25 protein-coding genes are annotated in these 25,849 nt (G+C 62.9%); 16 read left to right on the top strand and 9 right to left on the bottom strand.

The features are described from left to right. Positions 1–763: 763 nt before the first annotated feature. Positions 764–2,593, bottom strand: a complete 1,830-nt coding sequence (locus tag art_RS23125; protein ID WP_162182034.1) for a DUF11 domain-containing protein — start codon at positions 2,591–2,593, stop codon at positions 764–766. 1,407 nt (positions 2,594–4,000) lie between these two features. On the opposite strand from art_RS23125, the gene art_RS20855 reads away from it, so the two are divergent. Both art_RS20855 and art_RS05725 read left to right on the top strand, forming a co-directional pair. Continuing rightward, on the top strand, positions 4,001–4,951 hold the full coding sequence (locus art_RS20855) for an SRPBCC domain-containing protein (protein ID WP_157875159.1): 951 nt from the start codon (positions 4,001–4,003) through the stop codon (positions 4,949–4,951). A 333-nt stretch (positions 4,952–5,284) separates the two neighbouring features. Beyond that, positions 5,285–5,686 (top strand): hypothetical protein, encoded by a 402-nt coding sequence (locus art_RS05725; RefSeq protein WP_038463100.1) that lies wholly within the window; start codon positions 5,285–5,287, stop codon positions 5,684–5,686. On the opposite strand, the gene art_RS05720 is transcribed toward art_RS05725, so the two are convergent. Beyond that, positions 5,683–6,114 carry a low molecular weight phosphatase family protein gene (locus art_RS05720; protein ID WP_038463096.1) on the bottom strand — a complete coding sequence of 144 codons (432 nt, stop codon included), beginning with the start codon at positions 6,112–6,114 and terminating at the stop codon, positions 5,683–5,685. The genes art_RS05725 and art_RS05720 overlap by 4 nt on opposite strands. Positions 6,115–6,116: 2 nt before the next feature. After that, positions 6,117–6,491, bottom strand: a complete 375-nt coding sequence (locus tag art_RS05715; RefSeq protein WP_052136037.1) for a metalloregulator ArsR/SmtB family transcription factor — start codon at positions 6,489–6,491, stop codon at positions 6,117–6,119. Positions 6,492–6,606: 115 nt separating this feature from the next. Between art_RS05715 and arsB the strand changes: the two genes are divergently transcribed. Genes arsB through art_RS05700 form a run of 3 tightly spaced genes read left to right on the top strand, consistent with a single transcriptional unit; the run spans position 6,607 to position 9,647 of the window. After that, positions 6,607–7,698 (top strand): ACR3 family arsenite efflux transporter, encoded by a 1,092-nt coding sequence (gene arsB / locus art_RS05710; protein WP_038463094.1) that lies wholly within the window; start codon positions 6,607–6,609, stop codon positions 7,696–7,698. Continuing rightward, positions 7,695–8,108, top strand: coding sequence for an arsenate reductase ArsC (locus art_RS05705; protein WP_038463092.1), 414 nt, complete (start codon positions 7,695–7,697; stop codon positions 8,106–8,108). Before arsB ends, art_RS05705 begins: the two co-directional genes overlap by 4 nt. Positions 8,109–8,138: 30 nt before the next feature. Further along, positions 8,139–9,647, top strand: a complete 1,509-nt coding sequence (locus tag art_RS05700) for an FAD-dependent oxidoreductase (protein WP_038463090.1) — start codon at positions 8,139–8,141, stop codon at positions 9,645–9,647. Between the two features lie 96 nt (positions 9,648–9,743). Here art_RS05700 and art_RS05695 read toward each other — a convergent pair whose 3' ends face one another. The 3 genes from art_RS05695 to art_RS05685 all read right to left on the bottom strand — a co-directional run bounded on the left by art_RS05695 (position 9,744) and on the right by art_RS05685 (position 11,580). Next, positions 9,744–10,112, bottom strand: a complete 369-nt coding sequence (locus art_RS05695) for a hypothetical protein (protein ID WP_038463087.1) — start codon at positions 10,110–10,112, stop codon at positions 9,744–9,746. A gap of 19 nt (positions 10,113–10,131) precedes the next feature. Next, entirely contained in the window at positions 10,132–10,920 is a 789-nt protein-coding gene (locus art_RS05690) for a GNAT family N-acetyltransferase (RefSeq protein ID WP_038463085.1), read from the bottom strand. A 246-nt stretch (positions 10,921–11,166) separates the two neighbouring features. Continuing rightward, the gene (locus tag art_RS05685; RefSeq protein WP_038463083.1) at positions 11,167–11,580 is read right to left on the bottom strand and encodes a phage holin family protein; all 414 of its coding nucleotides are present in this window, start codon (positions 11,578–11,580) and stop codon (positions 11,167–11,169) included. Between the two features lie 382 nt (positions 11,581–11,962). On the opposite strand from art_RS05685, the gene thiL reads away from it, so the two are divergent. From thiL to art_RS05655, 6 genes are all read left to right on the top strand, one after another. Next, on the top strand, positions 11,963–12,979 hold the full coding sequence (gene thiL / locus art_RS05680) for a thiamine-phosphate kinase (RefSeq protein WP_038463081.1): 1,017 nt from the start codon (positions 11,963–11,965) through the stop codon (positions 12,977–12,979). 40 nt (positions 12,980–13,019) lie between these two features. After that, positions 13,020–13,958: a DAK2 domain-containing protein gene (locus art_RS05675; RefSeq protein WP_038468901.1), complete on the top strand. Its 939-nt coding sequence runs from the start codon at positions 13,020–13,022 to the stop codon at positions 13,956–13,958. Beyond that, positions 13,945–16,266: an ATP-dependent DNA helicase RecG gene (locus art_RS05670; protein WP_052136036.1), complete on the top strand. Its 2,322-nt coding sequence runs from the start codon at positions 13,945–13,947 to the stop codon at positions 16,264–16,266. Before art_RS05675 ends, art_RS05670 begins: the two co-directional genes overlap by 14 nt. 33 nt (positions 16,267–16,299) lie before the next feature. Next, positions 16,300–16,881 carry a 16S rRNA (guanine(966)-N(2))-methyltransferase RsmD gene (gene rsmD, locus art_RS05665; RefSeq protein WP_038463079.1) on the top strand — a complete coding sequence of 194 codons (582 nt, stop codon included), beginning with the start codon at positions 16,300–16,302 and terminating at the stop codon, positions 16,879–16,881. A 103-nt stretch (positions 16,882–16,984) separates the two neighbouring features. Then, positions 16,985–18,229, top strand: coding sequence for a Gfo/Idh/MocA family protein (locus art_RS05660; RefSeq protein ID WP_162182033.1), 1,245 nt, complete (start codon positions 16,985–16,987; stop codon positions 18,227–18,229). A 105-nt stretch (positions 18,230–18,334) separates the two neighbouring features. Beyond that, the gene (locus art_RS05655) at positions 18,335–19,240 is read left to right on the top strand and encodes a hypothetical protein (RefSeq protein WP_038463073.1); all 906 of its coding nucleotides are present in this window, start codon (positions 18,335–18,337) and stop codon (positions 19,238–19,240) included. A gap of 182 nt (positions 19,241–19,422) precedes the next feature. On the opposite strand, the gene art_RS05650 is transcribed toward art_RS05655, so the two are convergent. Both art_RS05650 and art_RS05645 read right to left on the bottom strand, forming a co-directional pair. Next, positions 19,423–20,196 carry a spermidine synthase gene (locus art_RS05650; RefSeq protein WP_173425226.1) on the bottom strand — a complete coding sequence of 258 codons (774 nt, stop codon included), beginning with the start codon at positions 20,194–20,196 and terminating at the stop codon, positions 19,423–19,425. Next, positions 20,196–21,392 (bottom strand): aminotransferase class I/II-fold pyridoxal phosphate-dependent enzyme, encoded by a 1,197-nt coding sequence (locus art_RS05645; protein ID WP_038463071.1) that lies wholly within the window; start codon positions 21,390–21,392, stop codon positions 20,196–20,198. The genes art_RS05650 and art_RS05645 overlap by 1 nt, the downstream gene beginning before the upstream one ends. Positions 21,393–21,542: 150 nt before the next feature. Between art_RS05645 and coaD the strand changes: the two genes are divergently transcribed. Further along, positions 21,543–22,058 (top strand): pantetheine-phosphate adenylyltransferase, encoded by a 516-nt coding sequence (gene coaD / locus art_RS05640; RefSeq protein WP_038463069.1) that lies wholly within the window; start codon positions 21,543–21,545, stop codon positions 22,056–22,058. Positions 22,059–22,304: 246 nt separating this feature from the next. Here coaD and art_RS05635 read toward each other — a convergent pair whose 3' ends face one another. Continuing rightward, a complete protein-coding gene (locus art_RS05635) occupies positions 22,305–22,691 on the bottom strand; it encodes a hypothetical protein (RefSeq protein ID WP_038463067.1) in 387 nt (128 codons plus the stop codon). A gap of 272 nt (positions 22,692–22,963) precedes the next feature. Between art_RS05635 and art_RS05630 the strand changes: the two genes are divergently transcribed. The 4 genes from art_RS05630 to mutM all read left to right on the top strand — a co-directional run bounded on the left by art_RS05630 (position 22,964) and on the right by mutM (position 25,742). Beyond that, the gene (locus art_RS05630) at positions 22,964–23,665 is read left to right on the top strand and encodes a DUF177 domain-containing protein (RefSeq protein ID WP_367643764.1); all 702 of its coding nucleotides are present in this window, start codon (positions 22,964–22,966) and stop codon (positions 23,663–23,665) included. Positions 23,666–23,723: 58 nt separating this feature from the next. Then, positions 23,724–23,927: a 50S ribosomal protein L32 gene (gene rpmF, locus art_RS05625; RefSeq protein ID WP_038463062.1), complete on the top strand. Its 204-nt coding sequence runs from the start codon at positions 23,724–23,726 to the stop codon at positions 23,925–23,927. A 67-nt stretch (positions 23,928–23,994) separates the two neighbouring features. Then, on the top strand, positions 23,995–24,813 hold the full coding sequence (gene rnc, locus art_RS05620; RefSeq protein ID WP_052136034.1) for a ribonuclease III: 819 nt from the start codon (positions 23,995–23,997) through the stop codon (positions 24,811–24,813). After that, entirely contained in the window at positions 24,813–25,742 is a 930-nt protein-coding gene (mutM, locus tag art_RS05615) for a bifunctional DNA-formamidopyrimidine glycosylase/DNA-(apurinic or apyrimidinic site) lyase (protein ID WP_038463060.1), read from the top strand. Before rnc ends, mutM begins: the two co-directional genes overlap by 1 nt. The last annotated feature ends 107 nt before the right edge of the window (positions 25,743–25,849 follow it).

The raw sequence follows: 25,849 nt of genomic DNA, 5'->3' as shown, positions 1-25,849 counted from the left end.
GGTTCAATGACTGGCTGAACAGCTGGTTCCATGAACGTGGCAAGAAACGGGCTACAGCGGTCCTATTCTCCTGGCAGGCGTCGGGCAAGGCCGGCCGCTGTGTGTGTCAAAAAGAGGACCCCCGGATTCCGGGGGTCCTCCTTTTTAGCTTGAACCTAAACGTGTGAAATGCCTGGAACGCGGCGCGGTCGCTTTGGAACGGTAACGTCAAAGATCACGCGCCTATGGGAGGACAGTCGCCCCCAGTACACACTGGACATTCGTGGACTCGGCGTCCAAGGTCGAGGCTATTGACCAATCCAGACTCTTCCCCGGCTCAGGATCTTTGAAGGTCTGACTGCCCTGGGCGAAAACAGAGGAATTCGTCGAGTCAATCCAGCTGACCGTAATCACGACTTTTCCGGGAGTGTTCGCTGGAGGAATGACGGTTCCTTCGGCAGTGACCGGCCCGGTGTCAGTGCTGCAGGAGTTCATCTTCGTGGCCGTGATTATTCCTTTCCCGGGGTTTGAAGCCACGGGCTTTTCCGTCGTAGCCTTCTGGGTGGTGATCGTCTGGGATACATTCGATTCGTTATTGGACGGCGGAGCATCCTCGGACGCGCAGCTCGAGAGAACGGCACCAAGCCCCAGAACCACAACAGTAGTGACGAGCTTCTTACGGAATGACAAACTGATTCTCATTTCTATGGTGAAAAAACTGGGTTCGCCGGACCTGAACGGAACCGGCGAACCCAGCAGAGCGAACTACATAATTACATTCTTCCTACATTCTCTTGGCCCGTCGACGGTTGGAGACCAAGACGATCATGCCTCCCACAAGCACAAACAGTCCGAGCGGCAGCAAGACCAGCCCTCCACCAGTGATGGCCAGCGGAGAGCCGCCGTTGCCCGCTGGAGATGTCGGACTTGCCGACGCTGTCGGCTTTGTAGGTACGACGGGTACTGCTGGCGCTGTCGGATCTGCAGGTACCGGCGGTTGTGTCGGCACCGGTGGATCAGTGGGATCTACAGGTGCCGGCGGGATCGGTGTGGTGGTCTCTCCCGGTGGGGGAGTGATCGGGTCGCCGGTCGGTGGTGTGCCGGTGGTTGTTGCTGTGTTCGCGACCTGGCCGGCATCGATATCGGCTTGGGTGATCGCGTAGGTGGCGGTTGCTGTCACGGTTTCACCCGGTGTCAGGGTTCCTGCGGTGCCGGGCCAGGTGTAGACGAGCTCGGACAGTCCTGCCAGGGCGTCGTTGATGACGACTCCGGTCAGGGTGACGTTTCCGGTGTTGTTGGCGGTGAAGTTATAGGTAATAACATCTCCGACCTGTGTGGGGTTCTGAACTGCTGAATCGTCAGCGGTCTTGGTAAACGTCATCGCAGGTGCCGGCGTAGAAGGTACTTGTACGTCATCTGCTGCGGTGACGGGTGGCCCGGTGGGTGGATTACCCGTGACATCGGCACTATTGGCCACAAATGCAGCATCGACGTCAGCCTGCGTGACAGCGTACGTAGCCGTGCACAGGAGGGTGTCGTTAACTGCCAAGTTGGCCGGCTGCCCCGGAACGCAGGTCAAGGGGGACATCTGGCCGGAGCCTGTGAAGCTGCTTTCGGAGATGACGACGTCCGTCAGCGGTTCGTTCCCTGTGTTCCGTGCGAGGAACGAATAGGTAATTGTCTCGCCCAGGACCAGCGTGTCCCTGTCGGAAGTCTTCTCCAACGAAATTGCGGGCATGCGGGGAATATTTGTGAACTGGCAGACGATGTCCGATCCCATGGCGCCTGTGCTGGGCATGGTGAAGGAACCGGTAGATCCCAAGCCTTCGGCTACAACGGCATCATCGTCCGACCTGTTGATGCATTGCCAACTCGACATGTAGCTGTCTGCGTTGGTTGTTCCTGCTGGCGATTCGGCAATGGCGTATGTCTGCCCCACCAGGCCGAGAAGCGGTCCTGCTGCTTCGCTCGCGACTTGGTTCTGAATCCCACTCTCATTACCTTCAGTGAGCCCACGGTTTCCGGTGGAGATTCCTCCGCCTGTAACAGCAACTTCAAACTGATCCGTGGCAGCCAGACGGTTGTCCGGCAGGTTCTTTTCGACAGTGATGGTGTTGGGCTGAGCACAGGAGGCAAAGTCGCCGATCAACCCTGCGCCAGTCAAGGGCGTGGTGCTGACGACAACGCCCGTGCTTGGATTTACTTTGACATTGTTTGTCACCGTTGCGCCTGCCACATTGATGCCCACATAAAGGTATCCGTCGCTGCCTATCGCCAGCGACCCCGTGGGCCCCGAATCGAGCGCAGCGATGGAAGATGCCGACAGCAAGGGTCCATTCGGAGTTCCCACGGTCGGCAGGGGAACATCAACTCTCAGCAGTGCGCCTGAATTGACCAAAAATAGGCGGCCTTGCCCGTCCAGAGCAAAATCACCATTATTCTCGATGCCCAAGGTAATCCGGGCGATGACTCCAGGAATGGCCGTGTTGGTTGTGGTGTCGAAACCATATACGTAGAGGGTTCCGGCTGATACAGCGCCAAAGTAGTAGATGCCAGTCGACGAGGAGTGCGCACCCATCACCAGGCCACCATTGGTCGCCGGGAGGGTTGTCAACTGCAGAGGAAAGTTTGTGACGGCGCCGGTCATTGAATCTATGCGGCTGACCGTAGTGGTAACTTGATTTGTAGCTTGTGACGCGACCCAAAAGCTGTTGGTAGCACTGTCGACGGCAAGGGCGTTGCTGGCTCCTGCCCCGGAAATACTTGCGATTGGTGTTTGCGTTCCCGCGTCTTGGTTAACAGCGATAATCCGGTGCGGATTTGCGGTGTGCTCAAGCGCGTAGATGGTGTTGACACAGCTTACAGGCTGGGGATTGATCGGGGCCGCCGATACTGCCGGGGCAAGGGCAACGACGCCTGCCATGGCAATTCCTGTAGCAGCCATTGCCGCTACGATCTTTCGTGACCCTCGCATACCGTGACTGACGGAGTTTCGAAGCCGCCGCAGTGAGCGGCTGATAGGTGGACTGCCCCGCACCGGTTCTGGCCGGACGGGTACGTTATTCAGTTCCATATGGTTCCCCCATTTTCTATTTTCTCTTCCTCTTCCAAGAAGTTATTTTGAATCAGTTTTGTGAGGTGCGTAAATAAAAACCCCGGCCTTCACGGAGACCAAAAGTGCAGGCCGAAAACGATAGAGGCACGGTGTCCGCTATTGTTCAATCTGAGAGTATGCCAAATCTCACTTAAAGGGTATATGTTACCGCGCCAATACCCCGCAGCCGTGGGGACCAAGCGACGGCATGCCACGCATTCCCGCGGGTCTCCTGGCTGCACAGGTCTATGCCGATGTTGCGGAACCCCACAACCGGGCGAGCCAAGAGTGCAAGGCGACATCCCGCCGTCGATCATGCCCTAGAGACAGCCGCATTGTCTTGGATCATAGACTGTCTGGACTATGAACCGGGAGGTTTGTGCGGTTTGCGCGGGTTGGATGAGAACGTAGATGAACTTATGCAGGACCCTTCCGGTCATTCGTGATGAACCACCAATGAACGAATGAATTACGGTGACGATGCATGACCCCTCCCGCATCAGTCGCGCGGCCCGCGGCACCGAGCTTTTGGCGAAGTCCTGGCGGACCGAGGACTTGGCGGTCTATGATGCGACCGGGCGCGCGCGTGCTCGTGGGAGGCCTGTGGCGCCATCGCCGGCTGGCCGCTATTGAGCGTCATGCTGAACTCGGCCTCCGGTGCCATCTCGGTTTCCATCCACCTAGGCGGCTGGGTGTCTGTTGCTTTCGGCACTCCGCTTGCGGCCGAGCGCGGGTGCGGATACCCGTGCAGGAACACGCGGGTGCGGATACCCATGCAGGAACAGTAGACACTTCCTTATTTGGGAAGTTTGGCCGCGGGCTTGGTCCCGCGGCGGGGTCTTCCTTCTCTCGGTGGCTGCGGGGCTTGGTGAGAATACTGGGGGAAAGTGACGTCCCGGCGCCGTCCTTCTACAGAAGGGGAGCGGCTTGCCTATACTCGGTTATTGGTTTCAGCCGATCAATACAGGAGCGCAGTTGGGATACGCCTCGTTCAGCAATTTTGCACATTTCAAGGGTGACCCGGAGGGTATCTGGGATGCCTTCACCAACCCGGCCGTGACGGGTAAATATGTGAAGCACACGACAGAGTTTGTCCCCGGGCCAGACTTTGCGCTGGAGGCGGGCAAGTCATGGGAGGAGCGCCACGGGGCCGAATGTGACTTTGATGTAGTCACATGGACCATCGCTGACCACGTGCCGGAATCGCGCATGGACGTCCAAGGCAAACAGGGCGGCATTCTCCAACGGGTGCGGATGAGGATGGAACCGGTGAACGACGGGTACCTGCTGACCGAAAGTATCCGCTTCTCACCGGCGGGTGCCGGCAAGATCGGCACCAGCGTGGTCGCATGGATCATGTGGGCCACAGGGCTGCTCCCCAAGTTCAGCAACGACAACGGGGAGTCGTTCGAACTGCTGCGGGACTATTTGGACGGCAAACGCGGCGGCGATGCGGATTCCGCCACCGCCCAGCTCGCGAAAACCATGACCGGCCACGCAGCCGACTTTGTCGCGGCAGCCGCGGGTTCTTTTGTCTCTATGGGCGAACTGGACGGCTCGCCGGAGTCTCTGGCCGCCGTCGACCGTTTGCTGGGTGAGTACGGCGAGCGGACCACGCCGCTGAGCCAGGACGACTACCTTCGCGCCGCCGCCTACGTGTTCGAGGTGGCCCGCGCCGATTTTGGTGGTCGCTACGTGGAGGATGACGGCGGCGATGCCTTTGTTTTGGTTGTTGGCGAGCCGGCGTGCAGTGTCACGGTGATGGCGATGGGCAAGGTCATGAAGCGTGTGCAGCACGGGTCGGCCGACAGCATTGAGTTCTTTTACGCCGGCATCGCGCCGTTGGTGGAGCGTGGGCAGTCAGCGGTGCTGCGCTGAGGGCGCGACAGCATCCGGCACAACAGACTATTGTGCTGCATAAGCTTTTGTAGGACAATTGGTTGATGGTAATCATGTTTGCAGCTTCTGCAGATAAGCATGGTGTTCCGCATGAGGATGCGTTACACGCCATGGTGAATGCCTATCACTTGGAAACTGAGTTCGACGATCCAAGAATTGCGGGCCGGGGTAGGCCCACCTTGTACATTGGTCCGCCACGGAAACGGGGAGGGCCGTTGCTTGAAGTAATGGCGGAGATTACACCGCCGCGGGACGTGCTCATTTTTCATGTAATGGAAGCCCGTTCGAGGATGCTGGGAAGGATGAGAAACGATGGCTGAGAAATCAACGCCGGAACTGACCGCGGAGCAGCAAGATTACTATCAGGCGATGGCTGACTGGGCAGAAAATGACATGGTCCCCTCAGCGAGTTATGAGGGTGTGTTGCATGGAGCTGATGCCGCTGCTCATGCGCGAGATATCCTTGCCGCGGCTGGAATGGACCCCGGAGAGCTAAATCGCCTCATAGGTGGGCGTCCGAATCTTGATCCCCAGGCGCCGCTGGGGAAGCATTCACCGCAGCTGAACCTGAGGGTCACTGCGGAAATGAAGCATCAGATTGTGGAGCTTGCGGCCGAGCGCGAGATTCCGGCCAGCGAATTGGTGCGGGAGATCTTGGCTGCAGGTGTTCGGCAACTTCGAGAGTCAAGGGTGAACCAACAACGCTCCGCCTAGCCGCCGGCGAGCAGACGCAGCCTGAGGTCCCTGACCCTGGCGTGGATGTCGTCACGGATGAGTTCCATGCGTTCCCTGCCCTCGATGTCGCGCGTGCTCGGTTCGTCCGTTTCCCAGACCTCCATGGTTACACCTTCGACGGCGGGAACGTGGGCCTCGGTGCCCAGTACGACGACGAGCCCGGCGGCGCGCATGTGCTCCTCCTTCAGCAGCTTGGGCTGTTCCGCGCTGATGTCGATCCCGAGATCCGCCAGGACTTCCGCCGAGAGCTGGTTGACGGCACTGCCGGGGTGGGTACCGGCCGAGCTGACCGCAATGCCGTTACCGGCTTCACTTTTCATGAGGCCGGCGGCCATCTGGGACTTGCCGCCGTTCTTAACGCAGACGAACAAGACGGCGGGCTTGGCGGCCTTGGTAGTGGTGTTCATGATCAATCCTTCGGGGTCAGGGTTGCGGCGAGGGATTCCAAGGCTCCGGGCACCAGGGAGTAGTACGCCCACACGCCCCGCTTGTCGCGGGTGAGCAGCCCCGCCTCCACCAGGATCTTCAGGTGGTGCGACACCGTGGGCTGCCCCAACTCCAATGGCTCGGTGATGTCGCAGACACAGGTCTCGGCCGCGGGGTCGGTGGAGATGATCGACAGGATGCGCAAACGGTTGGGGTCCGCCAACGCCTTGAACCGGGCAGCCAGGGCTACGGCATCCTCTGCCGACAATACGCCTTCAGCCGGTGCTGCGACGCAGCACTGCGGAGCGGCCTTGCTGTTGGAAACCGCAATAGTTTCGGTAACGAGCGGAGTCGGCATCGTTCTGGCCTCGCCTTCATTCTGCTCCCCGGTGGGAGATTGACAACTGTCGATATATTCAACCATACTCGAAACATCGAAAGCCGTCGATGTCTGAATTTGGAGAGTATCTGCCGTGACAACCACCGCCGCACCCGAGGACACGGGGCAACTGACGGCCAAACTTTCCACCCTGGACCGCTACCTGGCCCTCTGGATCCTCGCCGCCATGGCACTGGGACTCGGGATGGGACGCCTCATACCGCAATTGGGCGAGGCGATGGGAGCCCTCCAGGTGGCGGGAGTGTCACTCCCGATCGCCGTCGGACTTCTGGTCATGATGTATCCGGTCCTGGCCAAGGTCCGCTACAGCGAAACCGGGCGGGTGCTGGGCGACAAGCGGCTCATGGTGACCTCGCTGGCCATCAACTGGGTCCTGGCACCGGCCTTCATGTTCGTGTTGGCGTGGATATTTCTGGCGGACCTGCCCGAATACCGCACCGGGCTGATCATTGTGGGGCTGGCGCGCTGCATCGCCATGGTGTTCATTTGGAACGACCTTGCCTGCGGCGACCGCGAGGCTGCGGCCGTGCTGGTCGCCATCAACTCCGTTTTCCAGGTGTTTGCCTTTGGTGCGCTCGGCTGGTTCTACCTGCAATGGCTGCCTGCGCTGCTGGGGTTGCCCACCACGAGCGCCGACTTCTCGTTCTGGACCATCACGCTCTCGGTGCTGGTATTCCTGGGCATCCCGCTTGTGGCCGGCTACCTGAGCCGCACGTTGGGGGAGCGGGCGCGCGGCCGCGACTGGTACGAGTCTGTCTTCCTTCCACGGATCGGGCCGTGGGCGCTGTACGGCCTGCTGTTCACGATTGTGCTGCTTTTCGCGCTGCAGGGTGACGCCATCATCGCTCAGCCGCTGTCCGTTCTCCGGATCGCGCTGCCCCTGCTGGTCTACTTTGTGGTGGTCTTCTTTGCCTCGATGGCCATCGGCTGGGTGCTGCGGATGGGCTATGCACGCACCACCACCCTCGCGTTCACGGCAGCCAGCAACAACTTTGAACTCGCCATCGCCGTGGCCATCGCCACCTTCGGCGTCACCAGCGGCCAGGCGCTCGCCGGAGTGGTGGGCCCGCTGATCGAGGTGCCGCTGCTCGTGGCCCTGGTCTATGTGGCCCTCTGGTCCCGCAAATTCTTCACCGTCCGCTCTTCAGAAAAGGTCACCGCATGAACACCGCCAAGCCCTCCGTGCTCTTCGTCTGCGTGCACAATGCCGGACGATCCCAAATGGCCGCAGCCTTCCTCAGCAATCTTTCGGCTGGGCAGATCGACGTCCGATCCGCCGGGTCCGCCCCCGCAGATTCAGTGAACCCTGCCGCGGTGGCTGCCATGCGCGAGGTCGGCATTGACGTCTCTGCTGAAGTCCCTAAGGTCCTGACCACGGCGGCAGTTGAGATGTCCGACGTCGTCATCACCATGGGCTGTGGCGATACCTGCCCCGTGTTCCCCGGGAAGCGCTACGAGGATTGGCAGCTGGATGACCCGGCCGGACAGGATGTTGAGGCGGTTCGGCCCATTCGTGACGGGATCCGGGTGCGGGTTGAGGCACTCATCAACTCGTTGCTGCCCGGCCCGGCGTAGCCTTCACATTTCATTAGGAGCTGTCAGATCATGAATACATCGCACCCCGTTGTTGTCATTGGGGCCGGGCCCATTGGGCTGGCCGCCGCCGCGCAGCTGCTGGAACGCGGGCAGGACGTTGTTGTGCTCGAAGCCGGCGCGGCTGCCGGGGCCGGCATGCGCGAGTGGGGGCACATCAAGCTGTTCTCCACGTGGCGCTACAACATTGACGCGGCTGCCCGCCGGCTATTGGAAACGCGTATTGCGGGGTATCCGGGGGACTGGGTTGCGCCGCGGGAAACCCAGCTGCCCACTAGTGCGCAGATGGTGTCGGAATACTTGGCGCCGCTGGCTGCGCACCCGTCGATGGCTCCGTGCATCAAATACGGGCATCGGGTCATTGCTGTCACGCGGGTGCTTCCTTCCGGCGCCGGAGTGGACTTGGCCCGTTCTGCGGGCCGGGATTCTTCCCTGTTCCTGGTGCGTTCCCGCGTGGGGGACGAGACCGTGGATGTACTGGCGCGTGCCGTGATTGATGCGTCAGGGACATGGAGCAGTCCGAACCCTGTGGGGCGCTCCGGTATTGACGCTCTTGGTGAAGCTGCTGCGCGTGCGGCGGGTCTGATCACTTCGCCCCTGCCCGACGTCCTGGGCGCCTCGGCGAACCAGTTTGCGGGTCGTACCGTCCTTGTGCTCGGTGCAGGACACTCTGCTGCCAATACACTTCTTGCGCTTGGGCGGCTCCGCCAGCAGCATCCCACCACTACCATCTTGTGGGGGTTGCGCGGGCCTGCGAACCCGATTCGGCTCTATGGCGGCGGTTCTGCAGATGAGCTTCCTGCCCGCTGTCAGCTGGGCACCAGTCTGCGCCGGTTCGTGGAGAACGGCGACATTTCCATTGTGGAGAACGTCTCCGTGGCCTCCATTGCTGTCATCGCCTCTAATGGCACGGACCTTCACGTGGAGCTTGCGCTCGCAGACGGGCGCCGTCTCCTTGCCGATGTAGTTGTTCCGGCGACCGGCTTCCGCCCGGACCTCTCGATCTTGGCCGAACTGCGACTTGACCTGGATCCGATTGTGGAGGCGCCCCGCGAGCTGGGCCCGCTGATCGATCCCGAGTTTCACAGCTGTGGCACTGTTGCTGCCCACGGAGAGCGCGAGCTGGCACATCCGGAAAGCAACTTCTACATCGTGGGCATGAAGAGCTACGGCCGTGCCCCCACGTTCTTGATGGCCACGGGCTACGAACAGGTGCGGTCGATCGCGGCTGCCCTTGCCGGCGACCGTGCGGCGGCCGACGCCGTCGAGTTGGAGCTGCCCGAAACCGGTGTTTGTTCCACGGATCTGGCGGGGTCGTGCGATGCCCCGGCCGTGGTTGCCGCAGCTGAGGCTGGCGGCTGCTGCAGTCCGCCGGAAGATGCTGGGTCTGGCTGTGTTGGGCCTGCTGTTGCTGCCGAACCGGCTGGCGGGTGTTGCGGCGCACCCGAGCCCGTGACCATTGGTTTCGCCACCGGGACCCTGCACGGCTTCGCGGATTTGGTGGACGAGGACACGATCTAGTCCGTCAACTGGCAGTTGTTGTCGTCTCATTCCATTTGGAGCGCAACTACTGCGAGTTCCCGGTCAAGATTCCAGCGGACGTGCGGTCAGGCGGCGTCAAGACTCCAGAGGCAGTTCGGTCCACGTGACTTCCGCAGTGTCGAGCTGTTCGAGGACGCTGTCGTGGAACCCGTCAACGGCGTAGCCGAGCGAATCGGCGACGTCTTGGCCGCCTGACGCGAAGATGATGTCAGCGCTGCCCTGGCCCCGTGACTGAACCTCGACACTGAAGCCGCCTTGGTAGTAAGAACCGCTTTCTTCGTCATGGATGAGTTCTTCCAGCCAGCCATCCAGCAGTTCATTGAGCTGCGCCGGATCTGCCCCGCGGAGTTTCAGTGCGAGGCTGGCCTTCTTATCCAACTCCATATTGTTCGGCCCCCACACCCAGCCGAAGTTCATGGCGTAGCGCCGCGATGGGTTCGTCATTGTCGCTCCTTTGCGCTTCTCAGCGCTTCCAGTTGTAGGGCGTGGTGGTGGATACCTTGATCAGGCCCGACCGTTCGAGAATGGGGCGTGAGAATTCGGTGGAGTCACTGTGGACGAGCGTCTTGCCCATGGCCAGTGCGGAGCGTGCGCGGGCCGCAGTCAGTGCCCGGTAGAAGCCTCGGCCTCGAAACTCCTCGAGCGTGGCACCGCCCCAAATGCCTGCGAAGTCAGTGCCGGGGACCGGTTCGAGCCGGCCGGCGCTGACCATCCTGCCAGCAACTTCTGCCACCCACAGTTCCATGCCGTCGTTACGCGCCAGGCGTGACATCAGTGCATTGGCTTGGCGGGGACTGACGGGATCGCCGAATGCTTCATCGGCCATGGCGCTCATGGCACGCACGTCAGCGTCGGAAGTCACTTTCCGCAGAGTCACGCCGTCGGGCATGGGAGCATCATGGCACAGCGCCTCGAGGGGGCCGACCATGATGGATTCGGTGTCGTCGGGCGTGAATCCATTGGCCAGGAGTGCCTCATGCAGGCCGGGTGCGGTGTCGTGGCCGCGGGTCTTCCACTCGACGTCGGTAATTTCTGCGTTTCCCTTGAAGTGCTCCAGCGCGGCCCCCACCAGGGCCGGGATCTCCTGGGTGACCACACCGTCAAGGTTTTGGTACGTGATGAAGCCGCGGCCGCCGTCGAACGTCACAAGCCGCAGTGGACCCATGGGGGTGACGCTGATGGCACTGGGCGTCTCGGCGTCGGTGCGGAGTTGCTGGTCGTAGGCCTGAAGGTACTGTTCTTTATTGATCATCAAGGAACATCTTCACAGCCTGCGGGTGCGTGGCGCAAGCATGGGACCTGAATGATGCAGATCTTGCATCCGATGCATAAAACTTCTGACATCGGATGTAAGAAGTTCGCACTTTTTGGCTCTGTTGGGCCCGGTCACGCGCCAAGTCCTTGGTGATTTCAGAAAATCTCCACTCCGGGCTCCGCAACATACCTGGCCCGTGCCAAGGCGGATGGGGCCGGGAAGGTGGGTGACCGGCGTCGTGCTTCAGGGCTTCATGAGCTTCTGCTTGGACCTGGCGGCGCGGGTGGCGAGGCGTTTCTTGAGGAAGAGCAGGGGGAGGAGCCAGGCGCCGAGGGTCGTGATGACCCAGACGACCAGGGCGGCCAGAATCCAGGTGGTGACGCCGGAGATGTGCAGGCCGCCGGGTAATAGCTGGGCGACGAAGAGTGCGGCGAGTGTGGCAAGCAGGCCGATTCCGCCGAGCGCCATGGGGGCGTAACGGCTGGTCATGCGGAAGATGAACGGCGTCAGGATGGAGTTGGTCACGGCGAAGACGACGACGGCGACGAGGAAGCCGCTGAGCATGAGGTTGAAATCCGGCAGGATCCAGGAGGTGACAAGCAGGCCCAATGCTGCAGTTCCGACGTAAATGGCGGCGCGAATGAGAAAGATGATCATGGGCTGATTCTATGGACTGCTGCGGGGGATGGCCATGATGCGGGGTCCGTGTTGGTGGGGGCAATTGCCAGGACTGCGAGGGCGGCCGCGATGAGGCCCAGGCCGGACCAGCCCAGGGGCCCAGGCGTGCGCCGCCGGTTCCGAAGACGGAGCCCATGGCTGCTGAGCGGTGGATGCCGTTGTTCGTCAGGTGCCGGGCAATGGCGGAAACGTAGCGAGTGGCTCTGAAATATCATTGGGGGAGACATGGGCAAGAGTGCGGACTTGTGGCCTTGGCGAGGACAGTTCTGTTCACTGAGAATTCGCCTTTAACCCCCACCTGCAACATTGCCGATACGGAGCCGGCACCAACAATGTCATACCCCTCCGCTACGGTTAATCCATGATCCTCACCGTGGCGCAACTCTCCGAATCCGAGCTCCTGGAGCGCATTTTCCCGCGCCTGCACGCCGGCACCACCACGCTCCTTGGCCCCGGGGACGACGCCGCCATCATTGCCGCGCCTGACGCCCGCACCGTCATCTCCATCGACACCCAGGTCCAGGACAAGGACTTCCGCCTCCTCTGGCCCAACGGCGCCACCTCCACCGGCTTCGACGTCGGCTGGAAGGCCGCCGCCCAAAACCTCAGCGACATCAACGCCATGGGTGCCATCGCCACCGCCATGGTCGTCAGCCTCACCCTCCCAAGTACGACGCCGGTTGGCTGGGTTGAGGACTTCGCCGACGGCCTGAGTGCCGCCATAGTTGCGCTCGGTGCCCCCCAATGTTCGGTTGCAGGAGGGGACCTCTCCGGCGGCAGTGAACTGGTGGTCACCGTCGCCGTCACGGGATCCCTCGAAGGACGTGACCCGGTGCTGCGCAGCGGTGCCAACGCAGGAGACCAGGTGGCCGTGTGCGGAAACATGGGCTTCTCAGCCGCGGGATGGGCACTGCACGAAAGCAGTACTTTGCCGGCGGACTTCACCCCGGCCATGACCCGCGCCGCCGGCCTTTTCGCCCGGCCCGTGCCGCCCCTGGCCGCCGGACCCATTGCCGCAAAGTCCGGCGCCACGTCCATGATGGACATCTCCGATGGCCTGCTGCGCGACGCCGCCCGCATCGCCACGGCCAGCGGAGTCCGCCTCGATTTGGACTCCGCCGTTCTGGCGGCCCAGGCACGCAAACTGGAGGAAACCGCCGTCGTGCTTGGAAAAAATCCGTTGGACTGGGTGCTCACGGGAGGGGAAGACCACTCACTGTTATCCACATTTCCGGCAGGCCGGACCCTCCCTGCAGGATTCATTAGGCTAGGCTCGGTAGTGTCCTTGGGTGCGTCGGAATCGGCTGTGGCCATTGACGGACAGAATTTTAAAGGCGTCGTTGGAGGCGCCCTGGGATGGGATCATTTTGCAGTCTAAGATCACGGCCACTGCACCCGTAGTCCGCCGCTGGCTGGCCATGGCTGAGCAGACGCTGGCAAATCACAGCGACCGGCTCAACGCCATCAATATTTATCCGGTGGCCGACGCGGACACCGGAACCAACTTGTATTTGACGGTTCGGGCCGCGTCACAAGCCGTTGCAGAAGCGGAACCGGCGGACGTTGGCGCAACCCTGGCAATTGCCGGGCGCGCGGCCATGGAACAGGCACGGGGAAACTCAGGCACATTGTTGGCGGTGTCGCTCGCGGCCATGGCCGAACCGCTCCTTGGGGCGCAGCGTCTGAGCGGACCGTTGCTGGCCGCGGCCCTGCACCGTGCGCAACTGCGGGCCTGGAGCGCCCTGAGCGAACCCATGCCCGGCACCATCCTCTCCGTGCTCGAGGCAGCGGCCCGGGGAGCAATCTCCTCCGAGTCCGCTCTCAACGGGGATGAATCAAACCAGGCGCTGGCCGAAGCCGTTGACGGCGCCGTTTGTGCTGCCCGCGACGCCGTGGTGCTCACCGAATCGCAGCTGGACCCGCTGACCCGGGCCGGTGTCGTTGACGCTGGTGGAGTGGGGCTGCTGCTCATTCTTGACTGCCTCCGCGCCGTCATTCTCGGCGAAGTCCTACAGGAAGACCTGATGGAAGGGCTCTCCGGCTACAAGGTCCAGGACCCCAACATCGCCCTGTCCATGCCCGAGCAGGAAGGCGTCGAGGTCATGTGCACCATCTCGCTGACGCCCCTGGCAGCGGCAGGTCTCCGGCTTGAACTGGACGGCATGGGCGATTCCGTCATCATGAGCGCCGTGACCGAAGAACCAGACGCAATGGGCGCCTACCCGTGGCGCCTGCACGTCCACGTGCCCTCGGCCGCAGTGGCCCTCGAGGCCATTCACGCTGTGGGTGATCCAAACAATGTGAGCATCTCGGCGTTGACCGCCTCAGTCTCCGAAGATCTCCATGACGTCCTCTGACCCCGTCCCCCCATCACCGGTCCCTTATTCGGATCTGGCCCTGGAGCTGGGCCGGCTGGTAGGCACGCCCACGGCCAAAAGTGTCGCCAAAGCCCTCGAAATCACCACCGTGGGGGGAATGCTCCACCAATTCCCGCGGCGCTACATACCCCGCGGTGAGCTGACCGACCTTGACCAGTTGCAACTGGACGAAGACGTAACGATTTTGGCCCGCGTGGTCGGGGCCAACCAGCGGCGGATGCAAACCCGCAAGGGATTCATCACCGATGTCATCATCACCGACAACTCCGGCCGCCCGTCGAACCTGGTCATCAGCTTCTTCAACGGTTTCAAGGCCAACCAGGAATTGCAGCCGGGCGTGTTGGCCATGTTCTCCGGCAAGGTGTCCTCCTACAGGGAAAACCTGGTGCTCACCAATCCCGGCTACGCTCTGCTGCCCGACGACGAACTGGCCGAGCATGAGGTGGAACTCCACGCTGCAAGGCCCGTGCCCGTCTACCCGGCCACGGCCAAGTTCCCCAGCTGGAAAACCAAGGACGTCATTGAGGCGCTGCTGCCTGCCCTGGACCTGAGTAAGGTTCCCGATCCCGTGCCCGCCGGCATCGCTGCACGGGAGCGGCTCATGCCGCTGGCCCAAGCGTATGACGAAATCCACCAGCCGTCATCCATGGACGCTTGGCCCCGAGCCCGCAAACGCTTCCGCTACCAGGAGGCGCTGGCGCTGCAGACCTCCCTCGCCCAAAAACGGTATGAGGCCATGCAGCAGGATGCCACCAGCAGGCCGCAGCGACCCGGCGGTTTGCTGGACGCGTTCGACTCCCAGCTGCCCTACACCCTGACCGCCGGTCAGGAAGCGATCGGCTCCCTGGTTGCCACGGAAATTGCCGGCGCCCACCCCATGCACCGGCTGCTGCAGGGCGAGGTTGGTTCCGGCAAGACAGTCGTTGCCCTGCGTGCCATGATGCAGGTGATCGACGCCGGAGGGCAGGCCGCGTTTTTGGCCCCCACCGAGGTGCTCGCCGCCCAGCACCTCCACTCTGTGCAGGCGCTGCTGGGTTCCCTGGGTGCCGGCCCCCTGCTCGGCGGACCGCATGCCACCCAGGTGACGCTGCTGACCGGGTCCATGCCCACGGCCGCCCGGAAAAAGGCGTTGCTGGCCGCCGCCTCGGGCGAGGCCGGGATAGTTATTGGCACACATGCGCTACTTTCGGACAACGTGCAATTCGCCGACCTCGGCCTCATCGTCGTTGACGAACAGCACCGCTTTGGCGTGGAGCAGCGCGACGCCCTGCGGGCCAAGGCCCTCAAACCCCCGCACCTGCTCGTCATGACGGCCACCCCCATCCCGCGCACCGTGGCCATGACCGTGTTTGGCGACCTGGAGGTGTCCGAGCTGACCGAACTTCCGGCTGGCCGGGCACCCATCCTGACCCATGTAGCGCCGCTGGCCGAGCATCCCAGCTGGGTTAACCGGGTATGGGCCCGTTCACGAGAAGAGATCGACAAGGGTCACCAGATCTATGTGGTGTGCCCCAAGATCGGCGACGACGAGGGTGCGCAAGGCTCAACCAGCGATGACGCGCTGATCGGCCTGGATGCGCTAATCAACTTGGACTCGCTGGGTGAGCTCGGCGAAGCCAAGAACTCAACCAGCGGTGACCGTAACTCATCCACCGGCGAAGGCGAGATGCGCCCCATGGCCGGGGTACTCGACGTCGTACCTTATCTGCGTGACATGCCGGTGCTGGCGGGCAAACGGATTGAGCCGCTGCACGGGCGGCTGGACTCGGCCGACAAGCAGGGGACCATGGCGGCGTTCGCGGCGGGGGAGATCGATGTGCTGGTCTCGACCACCGTGATTGAGGTGGGTGTGGACGTGCACAATGCCACGCTGATGGTCATTCTGGACGCGGACAGGTTTGGCATGTCGCAACTGCATCAGCTGCGCGGACGGGTGGGGCGTGGCGGGCTTCCGGGCACGTGCCTGCTCGTGACCAACCTCGAGCCGGGGCATCCCAGCAGGAAACGACTCGAGGCAGTTGCCGCCACCACCGACGGTTTTGTGCTGGCGAAGGAGGACCTTGAAATGCGCCGCGAGGGCGACATTTTGGGGGCCAAGCAGTCGGGCGGCAGCAGCGGGTTGCGCATGCTCAGCGTGCTGCGGGACGAGGAGCTGATTGGCCGGGCGCGGGAGGATGCCACCGCGATTGTTGCGGCGGACCCGTTGCTTGAGCGCCATCCGGCGTTGAAACTTGAAATTGACATGTACGTGAACGAAAAGAATGAGGCATTCCTTGAACGTGGCTAGAAACACCGGTTGGTTCCTTGCGGCGGTCGGCGCGTGAGCCGGATTGTTGCCGGCGCGGCCGGTGGCAGCCCGCTGGTTTCCGTGCCCGGAGACGGCACCCGGCCCACCACGGACCGGGTCAAGGAGGCGTTGTTTTCACGGCTGGAGGCCATGAACATGCTGGCCGGCACGCGCGTGCTTGACCTGTATGCCGGGTCGGGGTCGCTGGGTGTTGAAAGTGCCAGCCGCGGGGCGAAGTCCGTTGAGCTCATCGAGTTCAACGACAAGGCCGCGGCGGTGTGCCAGCGCAATGCCGAGCTGGTCAACAAGGTTATCGGCTCCAAAGTTGTCACGGTGCAGCGTTCGCGGGTGGAGTCGTTCCTGGCCCGCGTGGCCGAGGCTGGGGTGGACCAGTGGGACCTGGTGTTCATCGACCCGCCGTACCCGCTGACCGAAATTGAGCTGTCGCTGGTGTTGGAACTGCTGGCGCCGCGGCTGAGCCCGTTCGCGGTGGTGGTGGTTGAGCGTTCGGCCCGGACGCCCGAGCCGACGTGGCCCGCCGGCTTGGGATTGTTGGCGGACAAGAAGTACGGCGAGACCCGCCTCTGGTTCGCAGAGCCCGGCACCGCTGACTGACCCCCAGCAAACGCGGCAGCACCTTCCGGGGTGTTTTCCCTGACGCCGCAGCAGCTATGACGCCAGCAATTGCTCAGACGACCGCACTGCCTACAGTCCGTCGGTGACATTCCAGTGCTCCTGCCAGCGCCAGTCAGTGGGCTCCTTCAGCCACGATACGCCCTCGGTGGCCGCCGCAGCGGTCATCCAACAGTTGCGGGTCAACGCTGTCCGGCAGAGGCACCGCTGGCAGGCTGACACGGCGCGGGCCCGAAGCGGCGCACAGTGCGAGCCTCGTCACAGTAGTGTTGAAGCCATCCAAGCGTCCCTTGATATGAAGGAAGTATTTGTGAAGCAGCTCCGGGTCGGCCTCATTGGTGCCGGCGGCATTGCAGGTGTCCACATCGCAGGCTGGCAGCATCTGGGCGCCCACATCACCATTTATTCGCGGTCGGGCGCCGCGGACCTGGTGCGCGAATACGGCATCGACGAGGTCCGCACCCTCGACGCCCTGCTTGCGGCCTCGGACATGGTCAGCATTCTGACGCCCACGCCGTCGCACCACCACTACGCCATGGCCGCCATCGCCGCAGGCAAAGACGTCATTTGCGAGAAGCCGCTGGCCGAGAACACCGCCCGATCCGTCGAGATCGCGAACGCCGCCCGGGCCGCCGACGTCCGGATCTTCCCCGCCCACGTGGTCCGCTTCTTCCCCGAGTATGTGGCGGCGAAGTCCGACGTCGAACAGGGCACCACCCATACTCCCGCCGTGCTCCGGCTGAGCAGGTCCAGCGCCGGCCCGGCAGACGGATCATGGTTCTACAACGAGGGGATCGGCGGCGGCATCATCCACGACCAGATGATCCACGACATCGACCAGGCACGCTGGCTCGCCGGTGAAGTCGCCAAGGTTCACGCCGTGCAGAATCCGCCCAGCGTTGACGGCATCCTTCCTCGCCCGGTGACCGCCGCCGTCACCCTCACGCACGAAAGCGGCGCCGTCAGCCACCTCCGCGGCGAATGGGGGCCCGACAGCCTGCCCTTCAGCACGAGCATCAGCATCGAGGCCACCGACGGCACGATCGTCTTTGCCCGGCCCGCCGGCAAGGACGGCCCGGCCGCCGAGAACGAGCCCGGCGATTACTTGCCGGTTCAGGCTGTGGCCACCAGCCCGTACACTCTGCAAAATGCCGAGTTTGCGGCGGCACATTCCTCGGGAGCGCCTGCGCGTGTCACCGCGTACGACGGCGTCATGGCCGTTGCGCTGGCAGAGGCCGCCTATGCCTCAATCGCGTTGGGCGCCCCGGTGGATTTCTCCGCGGCAGAGGTGAAGGCCCTCCTGGTTGGTGGCGAATTGCCGCAAGTCTGAGATTTCAACGAGCTGGTATCTGCGACGGAAATCCCATCGTTGACACGCAGCCGCCGCTGCCGTAGGTTCAGTGCAATTTACCCTTGCCAACCTGAGGCTGGAATCATGAGCTTGCGGACCGTGTTGCTTTCGTTGGCCAAAACCTCCCTGCTGCTGCCTGGCCTGGCGGCCTGCAGCCAGGCAGACCCGATGGTGCAGCCTGGCACCTCCGCCGCCGATGCCCCGAATGAGCTCTCCGATGCTCCTTCCACGCAGCCAGCCCCGGAGCGGCCTGCGGACATTCGCGCGGCGGACCTTGGCAGCCTGGAATGGCTGTATTCCTTCAATGGGATTGACCTTCCCGTCAGCGTGCAACTGATCGACGGTGCCGCTGCTGAAGGATCCGGCGCCGAGCTCACCAGTTACGCCTTGGACGAGGTGGTATACGGCGACGTTGACGGAGACGGTGACGAGGACGCAGTGGCACGCATCAACCGCAGCAACGACATGGCCTTTGAAGGCCTCTGGTATGTGTGGCTCGCCGAGGGGCCGGATGTGGTGCAGCTGAAGTACCCCATTGCCCAAACCGGCAGGTGCGCCACCTACGTGGAATCCGTAGTGATCGGCGACGGGGTGGTTGAACTGACCGAATACCTGCGGATTCCCGGCCTCGACGACATGATCCCGTGCTCCGATCCGGGCACGGGCCTGCAAAAACGAAGCGTTACCGTCCACGCCGAGGGTCCAGATGCGTGGCCGGTCCAGACCGCACCCGTTCCGGCCTGGGGCGGGCTCTGTCCTGGACCCCGCTGGCCCGATACGGCACCAGGCCTGGTCGATTTGTGGGCGGCGCCCTCTGCCGGCGCACCTGTTGCCGCAACTGCGGCGCCGGACGGCGGCGCAGTCTTTGAGCTACTTGACGCGCCGCTCATGCAGCACGACGGGTGGGCTCTCCTCGGATTCAGGCTTTTTGGCGTGGAAACGGACGCTGGTGGCGCAGACCTGGCATGCGCGTGGGGTGCTGCGGCCTGAAGCCAGCATTCCCGACGTCCCTTCCGATGCCTCTCATCGCGCCCGTGGAAGGGCGTGGAAGGAGAGACAGCGTTCGTGGAAATGGCCCGGAAGGGGAGCGAGCGTTGCAAGGGGCGGGCGCACGTCAAACCCTCGCTCACATATGGGTGGATTTGGGTGAGCCCTCGCTCACATACGGGCGGTTAGCCCGTCAATTCGTCCAGTTCCACTCCGGTCATGACGGTTGCCGGGTGCGGGCCTGCCGCCACCAGCTGCTGCGCCCAGCCCTCCGGCCAGGCACCGTTTTTGCCGAGCAGGATGATGTTGCCGGGGTAGCGGCGGCTGAACAGCATGCTGGTGCCATAGGCGGCCACGCTGTCCATGGCCTCCTGCAGCGCGTGCGTTTGGCTCGTGACGAGCGTAAAGCCGGGCTCGTCACCCACGTTGACTGCCAGGATTCCCTCCGGCGCCAGCACTGCCGCGGCTTCGCGGTAAAAGTCTGCGCAGGCGAGGTGGGCCGGCGCTTCAGGTCCGCTGAAAATGTCCAGAATAACGACGTCGAACGTCAGGTCCGCGGGCAGCGCCGCCAATTCTTCGCGAGCATCCCCCACGTGGCTGGTCAGATCCGTGCCAGCCGGCAGGGGCAACTGCTCCAAGACAAAGTCCAGCAGCTCGCGCTCCAGCTCCACGGCATGCTGGATTGAGCCTGGCCGGGTGGCCTGGATGTAGCGGGCCAAGGTCAGCGCCCCGGCGCCGAGGTGCAGGGCGGTGATGGGCTCACCGGCCGGCTTGACCAGGTCGATGGCATTGGCGATGCGGCGCAGGTACTCGTAGAAGACTTCTTGGGGCTGGGCCAGATTGACGTGTGACTGCTCGGCATTGTCAATGCTCAACACAAAGGCATTCGCATGCCACGGGTCCGGATCGATCACGGCATGCACGCCGCTGGTGCGCAGGAAACGGTTGGGCGAAGGCATCAGAGCTTGTCCTTCAGGGTAGCGAGTCGTTCGGCGGCCTGCTCGAGCAGCGGGACCTGCTTGCAGAACGCGAAACGCAGCAGGGAGCGGGTGCGATGGGCACCCTCAGGATGGCAGAAGACCGGGACGGGGATGGCGGCCACGCCGATGAGTTCCGGCAGCCTGCGGGCCAGGGCGGTGGCGTCGGTGATGCCGAGTTTTTGCGTGTCGGCGTTGATGAAATACGTGCCTTGGGGCAGGTAGACGTCAAGGCCCGCGGCGCGCAGGCCGTCGGCCAGGATGTCGCGTTTGTGCGCCAGGGTTGCTGCCGCGTCCGTGAAGAAACTGTTCTCCAGGCGCAGGCCGGCCGCGATGGCGCTCTGGAAAGGCGTGCCCGAGGAGTAGCTCAGGAACTGCTTGATGGTGCGGGCCGCGGCCACCAGTTCGGCCGGGCCGGACAGCCAGCCGATCTTCCACCCGGTGAAGGAGAACGTCTTCCCGGCGGAGGAAATGGTGAGCGTGCGTTCGGCCGCACCGGGCAGCGTGGCCACGGGTATGTGCCGGGGACCAAACGTGAGGTGCTCATAGACCTCATCGGTGAGGATGACGGCGTCGTACTTGATTGCGAGGCGGACCACCTCGGTGAGCACCTCCTTCGGGAACATGGCACCGGTGGGGTTGTGCGGGTTGTTCAGGATGACCATTTTGGTGCGTGGGCTGAAGCTGTTCTCCAGTGTGGCGAGGTCGGGCATGAAGTTCGGGGCCAGGAGCGCGGCGGTGGTGTGCTTGGCGCCGGAAAGGGCGATCATGGCGCCGTAGGAATCGTAGAACGGCTCGAAGGTGAGTACCTCGTCGCCTGGACCGGTCAGTGCGAGAACCGCGGCGGCGATGGCCTCCGTGGCGCCGGTGGTGATGATGACCTCGGTTTCCGGGTCCAGGGTGATGCCGTAGAAGCGGTCCTGGTGCTCGGCCACGGCGCGGCGCAAATCCAGGATTCCCTTGCCGGGCGCGTACTGGTTGTTGCCGTTCGCGATGGCCTCCTGGGCGAGGCGGCTCAGCTCGGCGGGGCCGTCCTCGTCGGGGAAGCCCTGGCCGAGGTTGATCGCCTGATGCTGGTTGGCCAGGGTGGTGATTTCCTCAAAAATGGTCACGCCGAGTGAGCCATCAGGGCCCATCAGGTTGGCGCCTTGCGCGGTCCGGTGCCAGGGCGTGCTCATGATTGCTCCTTGTGTAGTGCGGGTTCCTTGGCTAGGTTACCGGCGTTGGAGCCCAAGCCCTAGCCGCTACTGGCGGGTACATGGTGGAAGTTGACGGAAACGGGCCCAAACGGTGGCCACTGTGCGTGGAAGTCGGCTACATTCATGTGTATGCGACGCGCCGTATGCCCCGGATCCTTTGACCCCATCCACAAGGGCCACATTGAGGTGATCGCCCGTGCAGCCTCACTGTTTGACGAGGTCATCGTTGCGGTCTCCACCAACTACGCGAAGAACTACCGGTTCACGCTGAATGAGCGGCTGGAGATGGCCAAGACCACGTTCTCCGCGCTGTCGGGGATTGTCGTTGAACCCATGGGGGAGGGGCTGCTCTCCGACTACTGCCACGCCCGCGGCGTCTCCGCCATCGTGAAGGGGCTGCGGTCCTCCTCCGATTTCGACTACGAACTGCCCATGGCCACCATGAACCGGCAGCTCTCCGGCGTGGAGACCGTATTTCTGCCGGGCGACAGCCGCTACCTGCACCTGTCGTCCACGCTGATCAAGGAAGTCCACACGCTCGGCGGGGACGTGGCCGACTTTGTGCCACGCGCCGTGCTGCGCCGTTTGCAAGGCGACGTCGGCCCCGACACCCGCCCCGTGCCCGTGGTGCTGCCCAAGCTGTAGCCCTTGGGGCGCCGCCCCGGCTGAGCGACGGCTCGGCTGGGCGCCCCTGTTGAAATAGTGCCCGACGGCGCAGCTGTTCAGGTGCCGCTGGGGTGCTGACTTCGCACATGCGCGCAGCCGAGGCCGCGTGATGCGCATGCCCAAAATGGACTTTGCTGCTGCGCGGCACCAGGATCCAGCGTGGTGCATAAGAAAACAGCCGGGAGATGCGCACAGCCAGAGCCCAACGATGCACATCCTGCTGACTCAATATCCAACCTGAGACCCGGAACCGGGCGCTGAACCGGAACCGGACCCAAAAACAGTCCCCGGCAACGGAGCATAGGCAGACCAGCTCCCGCCGGGTGCCGTGTCGGAGCGAAGCCGCGCTTGCAGTTCCTCTTCCGCCCGGACAAGGCCCAGCAGCGCAGCCGCCGCGGCAGCATTCGTGGCCGGTGAGCCGGAACTGAACAGCGTTCGGGTGGCCCCGGGCTCGTAAGAGTGGAACTCAACGGCAAACCCACTCCCCAGCTCATCCGCCAGACGCTGAGCAAGCCGATCTCCAGTTACGGTGAATTCTGCCGCAAGCTGCGGGGACTGCCACTCCAGCCCGGCCGTCAACGATGCGTCGTAAAACGCCTCCCACGACGCCATGTCTGTGGCAAGTGAGGGAGAAAGACAAGCATCGGCGTAGGCAGCGGCCCAAAGAGCCACACAACTGTATGGGCATAATCAGGAAACATCCGAACCCGGATGGGTGGCCGCCCGGCACACGCAGAACCGCCCACAGCGACAAGTACACGCCGTCCCGGACCGGTGCACGACCCGGGCCGGCGAAACCAGGAAAACCCGGCCATCCGGCGTCGTGCTTCACGCGCGCAGGCGGCGGAATTAAAACAAGGGCACCTCTGAGAGTTACATCACGCATGGCGGGTCGTCGCAACGGCCGCAGCTGTCGTAGACTGGATAAGGCCAATTGGCCTCTGGTACGCCTCGTTTTGATGCCCGTGAGCTTTCGGGCTAAGATGGTGCGTCGGTCATATGTTTTTACAGGAGTTCTCATTAGCGAAACCACGTTGGGCAACAAGTCCAACCATGGCACGCCCCTCACCGTTGGTGTCAGGGAGCTTGGGCGAAGCCCGGGCAGCATGTGGACATTCAACGAACATGTGCCTGTGCCGGAAGATTTTGGCACCCCGCTCATCAAGGTGACGCCTGGATCCATTTTGGATCTGGAACTCCGTTTTGAGGCCGTCCATGAAGGAATTCTGGTGTCGGGCAATGTGCTTGTCGATGTGACAGGCCAATGCTCCCGCTGCCTGGAGAACTTCGAGGATGAACTTGAAGTTGATGTGCAGGAACTTTTCTTCTACGAGGAGCCGTCCGCGGATATCCTCGCTGAAGGTGAAGATGAGCAACGTTGGATCGAGCACGATTCTATCGATCTTGAACCGGTGTTGCGGGACGCAGTGGTAACCGCCCTGCCGTTCCAGCCGGTGTGCCGGGAAGACTGTGAGGGTCTGTGTTCCGAATGTGGAATACACCTTGCAGATGAGCCGGGGCACCATCACGAGGTCGTTGATCCTCGATGGGCTGCCCTTCAGGGCTTTACCGGCGAAGAAAACTAGCAAAAAAGTTTTACTTTCGGACATGAGTCCGTGAGTTATCGAGAGAAAAGAGTTTGCCGTGGCTGTTCCCAAGCGGAAGATGTCCCGTGCCAATACGCGCGCACGCCGTTCCCAGTGGAAGGCCACCGCGCCTGCTCTGGTCAAGTCCATCGAAAACGGCGAGGTTGTTTACAGCCTGCCGCACCAGGCAAAGGTCGTCACCGACTCAGCCGGTACCGCACTGTTCTTGGAATACAAGGGCCGTAAGGTTGCCGACGTCTAAAGACGTCTAAAGACGTCCGTGCGGCCATCCGGTCCGTTCGATTTGTTTAATATTTAGCAGGAGTGCCATGTCCGTAGAACTTCCATCACCGGAGCTCACGGACGGACACAAACTGCTGTTGAAGCGTCTCGGTGTCAGTATTGATGCCGGGACGCTTCGTCTTGCCCTGACGCACCGTTCTTATGCGTATGAAAACGGCGGCATCCCCACCAACGAGCGCCTCGAATTCCTGGGCGACTCCATCCTGGGCTTCTCCGTCACTGACGCCCTCTACCGCGACAACCCCTCCCTTCCCGAGGGCGAGCTGGCCAAGCGCCGTTCCTCCGTGGTCTCCACCCGCGCCCTTGCCTCGATCGCCCGCTCGCTGGGCGTAGGCGAATTCATTTATCTCGGACAGGGCGAGCGCCTGACTAAGGGCCGCAACAAAGACTCCATCCTGGCCGACACCATGGAATCCCTCTTCGGCGCCACCTACATCTCGCACGGCATCGAAGCCGCCCGCGAGCTCGTCATGCGCCTGGTTGGTCCGCTGCTCGCCGATGCCGCCGTGCTCGGCGCCGGAACCGACTGGAAAACAAACATCCAGGAAATCGCCGCCGCCCGCCACCTCGGCGCCATCGTCTACGACATCACCGGCACCGGCCCCGATCACGACCGCACCTTCGCTGCGCAGCTGCTGATCGGCGGCGTTGCGTATGGCGCCGGCACCGGCCCGTCCAAGAAGGAAGCCGAGCGTGCCGCCGCCGCCGAAGGCTGGATTGTGCTGGAGAAACGCTTTGCGCCTGGCTCTCCTGCTTTTGCGTCGTCCGCCTCCACTGCTTCTGCGTCCGACGGCGCACCCTCCACCGCGTCCGGGGCGCCTGCCGCTACTTCCGCGTCCGAATAATGCCGGAACTGCCTGAGGTTGAGGTGGTCCGCCGGGGACTGGAACGGTGGATCGGCGGACGTCGCATCACCTCCGTGTCCGTGCCGGATCCGCGGTCCATCCGCCGGCATTCCCTGGGCGTTGAGGATTTTCGCGGCAATCTCATCGGCGCGACCGTATTGGATGTTGTGCGGCGCGGGAAGTTCCTGTGGCTGCCGCTGACGGATGCCCCTGATTCTGCTGAGGAACCGCACACCGCCCTTGTGGCGCACCTTGGCATGAGCGGGCAACTGCTGGTGGAATCGCCGGAGCAGCCGCACGAGAAGCATCTGAAAGTTTTGCTCTCCTTTTCTCCGCGCGACGACGCGCCTGAGGAGCTGCGCTTCATTGACCAGCGCATATTTGGCGGCCTTTTCGTCACGTCGCTTGTGCCGACCACTGACCGGATGCCGGGCGGCGACGGCTCCGAATGGGCGCTGATCCCCGAGGAAGCCGCCCACATTGGCAGAGACCCGCTGGACCCCTACTTTGACATCGAGGCGCTCCATCAAAAGTTGCGCTCCCGCAAGACAGGCCTGAAGCGTGCACTGCTGGATCAAGGCCTCGTCTCCGGGATCGGCAACATCTACGCCGATGAGGCACTATGGGCGGCCAAGATGCATTATGCCCGGCCCACCCAGACCATGCGCCGCCCTGACACCGAGCGGATCATCCAAGCCGCCCGAGATGTCATGTCCCGCGCACTGGATGCCGGAGGCACCAGCTTCGATTCGCTCTACGTCAACGTCAACGGCGCCTCCGGCTACTTTGCCCGATCCTTGAATGCCTACGGCCGAGAGGGCGAACCGTGTTACCGGTGCGCTGACCTTGGGCTGTCCACGACGATCCGCCGCGACATGTTCATGAACCGCTCCTCGCATTATTGCCCGCGGTGCCAGCGCATGCGCTGACAACGATAGTGGCGCGCCAACGTAAGGCACATCCCAAAGATCTAAATGAGATGCTGGAATCGGCTTCGTTCAGCGAGCTGCAGGCCTGTTTGAGAAATGCGAGCCCG

Origin of the sequence: Arthrobacter sp. PAMC 25486 (assembly GCF_000785535.1) — a bacterium.
In the GTDB taxonomy this organism is placed as follows: domain Bacteria; phylum Actinomycetota; class Actinomycetes; order Actinomycetales; family Micrococcaceae; genus Specibacter.
This window is presented reverse-complemented; position numbering and strand designations above follow the sequence as displayed.